Source organism: Microtetraspora glauca, assembly GCF_040656155.1.
In the GTDB taxonomy this organism is placed as follows: domain Bacteria; phylum Actinomycetota; class Actinomycetes; order Streptosporangiales; family Streptosporangiaceae; genus Microtetraspora; species Microtetraspora glauca.
Genome location: NZ_JBFALK010000052.1, coordinates 1 through 3,560 on the forward strand (window position 1 = coordinate 1; position 3,560 = coordinate 3,560).

The 3,560-nt window shown below is 67.9% G+C and carries 3 protein-coding genes; 2 read left to right on the forward strand and 1 reads right to left on the reverse strand.

The genetic code is table 11. The annotated features are described in order from the left end of the window. Window positions 1–486: 486 nt before the first annotated feature. Window positions 487–921 (forward strand): HNH endonuclease signature motif containing protein, encoded by a 435-nt coding sequence (locus AB0I59_RS41950; RefSeq protein ID WP_358142640.1) that lies wholly within the window; start codon window positions 487–489, stop codon window positions 919–921. A gap of 696 nt (window positions 922–1,617) precedes the next feature. Here AB0I59_RS41950 and AB0I59_RS41955 read toward each other — a convergent pair. Then, a complete protein-coding gene (locus tag AB0I59_RS41955; protein WP_061257930.1) occupies window positions 1,618–2,208 on the reverse strand; it encodes a TetR/AcrR family transcriptional regulator in 591 nt (196 codons plus the stop codon). Window positions 2,209–2,303: 95 nt separating this feature from the next. Between AB0I59_RS41955 and AB0I59_RS41960 the strand changes: the two genes are divergently transcribed. Continuing rightward, window positions 2,304–3,155, forward strand: a complete 852-nt coding sequence (locus AB0I59_RS41960) for an SDR family NAD(P)-dependent oxidoreductase (RefSeq protein WP_358142643.1) — start codon at window positions 2,304–2,306, stop codon at window positions 3,153–3,155. Window positions 3,156–3,560: the final 405 nt, after the last annotated feature.

Here is a 3,560-nt window from a genome sequence, read left to right on the forward strand (position 1 = left end):
GCCGACGTGGCCGGCGCTGCCGAGGACACGTGCGCCGCAACACGCGCAGCTGAATCCGCACGTCCCGGCGAGCAAGCGAGTGATGGCGCTCCTCGATCCGGCGGAGTGCCGGGCGTACAAGCCGTACGAGAAGAGCTTGGCGTGGCCCGGGATGACCAGGCGTCGTCCCCCCATGAACCGACCTTCCCCGGAGCCGGGGCGGGACCGACATGGGATGAGCGCACACCATTCCGAGAGGGGCCGGGCACGGCGCAACATGAGCGCACACCGTTCCAAGAGGAGCCGGGCACGGCGCAACATGAGCGCACACCGTTCCAAGAGGAGCCGGGCACGACCCGGCATGAGCGGAATGCTGTCCCGAATGAACGGGGGTCGGCCACAGGTGAACGAGGGGCCGCATGGGATGGGTGGAGATCAGCCCAAGGTGAGCCGAGCACGGCGCGGGATGAGCCGGGTCTGGCACAGGGCGGGCGGGCCGCTGACTGGGTGACACCTGACGGGTTGATCTCGGGCCGGACGCTACCCGGACTGCTGCTCGCCACCGGACAGTTCCTGCCCGTCTCCGATGTCCACCGCCTGGCCAACACCTCCACGCTGGCGCGCCTGGTCATGAACGCCAACGGCGAGGTCCTCGACATGGGCCGCAAAGTCCGCCGCGCCACCACTGCACAACGACGGGTCATCCTCACCCGCTACGCCACCTGCATGGTCGACGGCTGCCACCTGCCCGCCCACCTCTGCCAGATCGACCACATCGACAACTGGAGCGACGGCGGCGCCACCGACCTGGACAAACTCGGACCCACCTGCCAGTTCCACAACCGCGACCGCTACCGAAACCCCCACCGCTACCAACTCCGCCGGGCGGACGGCAAACGATGGGCCTTCACCTACACCGGCCCCCGCACCAGCAGGAGGTAGCCAGGTCCACCCCTGTACATCCCCGAACTCCCAGCCGACGCCCTCCGCTCATCCGAACTCACAGTGGCGTCCTCGGCTCCCTCGGCGGCTGCACCCAACAGTGGCGTCTTCGGCTCCCCCGGAGGCTGCCGGAGGCCGGCATCCCAGCCGAGCCAGGCCCAGCGCTCGGGCCCCAGCCAGGGGCCAATCCCCCGGCTCAGGACCGCACTCTCACGGGCGGCGCCGCGTGCGCTCATCTCGGCGCGCGCGAGGCCCGTCCCCCTTCGAGGCGACGGGACCTGAGAGGACGGCGCTCGATGCTCGCGGCGCTACCTGGTGACACTTGCCCCGGGTGCGTTCATGGGGCCGTATGCCGAACTCTGAGAGGGCGATTCGCGAGCTAATCGCTCATTGTGTTGCCGCAGGTGAGCCGGTAGACGCACTGCCGGAGACCCAAGTCGCACCCACCAGTCCCAGAGCTGGAAAGCGCCTCGGTGAAGCCGCTCGTCTGGCGGATTGCATCACCCCAGGTCAACGACGTGCCCGTTTCCCCAAGGTTCAGTCGGCAACTTGTTGCCCCAAGGTCCAGTCGACAATTTGGGGCACGGATGGACAATAGCTCACAAATCACCCTCTCAATCGGCGCCGGCGAGGTGCCTGCCGAAGGTTGCGGACGTCGTCCGGTCGCTGGTGATGCTGGGCCGAGCCGGAGGATCGTCAACCGGGCTCACCTTTCTGGTCCACGGTTCCCGACATGGGGCGGCCCAGCAGGGCCGTGGCGACGGTCGCGATATGCGGGGCCAGGTCAGCGGCGCGGGCGTCGGACAGGGCTGGGGTGGCCACGACCGAGCGCAGGACGCCGATGCCGACCATCCAGGCGCTGAGCAATTCGGCCCGCAGCTCGGCGTCCTCTCCCTCGGCCAGGTCCCGCAGGGCGTCGACGTAGGTGCGGCAGACCTCCTTGCGGATGCGCTGGCGGGCGTCCTCGTGGGCCGAGGAACGCAGCATGGCGACCAGGGGGTGCTCACCGCCGTACTCCGTCCAGTCGTGGTCGACGACCGTGCGCACCATACGGGCGACCAGCTCCTCTCGGGGGCCTTCGAGCAGGTCGGGGGGGAGATCGGCGGCGGTGGCCTGATCGAAGAGCTGCTTCTTGGAGCCGAAGTAGCGGAAGATGAGGGTGGCGTCGACGCCGGAGTCCCTGGCGATGTCGCGAACGCTGGTGGCGTCATAGCCCTCACGAGCGAAGCGCTGCCTGGCGGCCTTGAGCAGGCGTGCCCGGGTGGCCTCCCTGTCCCTCTTCTGCAACGTGAGCTCCCTTGCTTGTCATCGACCGTTGACATTGTACGTGGAGGTTGTGCTACCTTCCTCAAGTCAGCGTTCGATGACTTATGAGGTGATATATGCGGACGTACGTTGTGGCGGGTGGAACCAACGGCATGGGCCGGGGACTCACCCTGCACTTCCTGCACCGGGGCGACCACGTGACGGTCGTGGGCAGCGATCCGGCCAGGGGGCGGCGCTTCCTCGACGAGGCCGCCGCGCTGGGCGCCGCGGACCGGGCCGCGTTCCTGCGCGCCGACCTGACGTCGGCGGCGGAGAACGTACGAGTGATCAAAGAGATCAGGGCGCGGCACGACGCGCTGGACGGCCTGGTCTGCACCGCGATCCGCGTCTTCTCCCGGCGAGTAGAGACCCCTGACGGCTACGAGGCCACCTTCGCCCTCTACTACGTCAGCCGCTTCCTGCTGGCCTACGGCCTCGCCGACCTGCTGGAGCGCGGCCAGAACCCGGTGATCGTGAACATCTGCGGTGTCGGCGTCACCAAGGGCCGCATCCACTGGGATGACCTGTCGCTCAAGCGAGGCTACGGCAGCATCAAGGCCATGCTGCAGGGCGGGCGCGCCACGGACCTCCTGGGCGTCGCGTACGCCCTCAACCACCCGGACGCCCGCACCCGTTACCTGCTACACCACCCCGGCTTCACCGACAGCGGCACTGACAACCTCAAGCAGCCCGCCAAGACCGTCATCAAGCTGCTGGCCAGGCTCGCCGCCCAGCCGGTCGACAAGGCCATCGCGCCAATCGTCGAACTCATGGACGACCCGCCGGGCAAGGGCGGCCTCCTGGCTTACGACCGTCGCCGCCCGCTCGAACCCTCACTGCCCACGCTCGACCCGGCCGCCGCCCGTCGGCTGTACGACCTGACCAGCCATCTGCTGCCCTCTGACTTCAGAGACTCCTACTCGGGCTGATCACGGAACCGCCGTGACAGCCGCTACAGATAAGAACGATCTTGCTGGGGGCGCCGGTGAGGTCGCCGCGGCCACGGCGTCACCCAGCGTGATTCGCGCTGATGCTCAAGTTCTTCCAGCAGTCGCTCGGACGCGCTCCGTTGCCGGATGCGAAGGAAAGCGGGCAGGCATGACCGGGTGGTGGGGATGAGATCTGCTCATCGGGATCGCGGACGTGCTGCTGGGCGCCATGACTTCGCCAGCGCGTCTACCGGCTCACCTGCGGCAACACAATGAGCGAACGGGACATCGGCTCGCGAATCGCCCTCTGAGAGGGCGTTTTGGTGCGTCTCGTGAGCTGAAGTCGCCCATGTCCGCTGGTTGATTTGTCCCGGCATGTACGGTATCTGCGTATCCGGGAACCAG

Excerpts from the sequence above, each read along its gene's own strand:
- AB0I59_RS41960 (WP_358142643.1), top strand. The coding sequence starts at position 2,304 with ATGCGGACGTACGTTGTGGCGGGTGGAACCAACGGCATGGGCCGGGGA.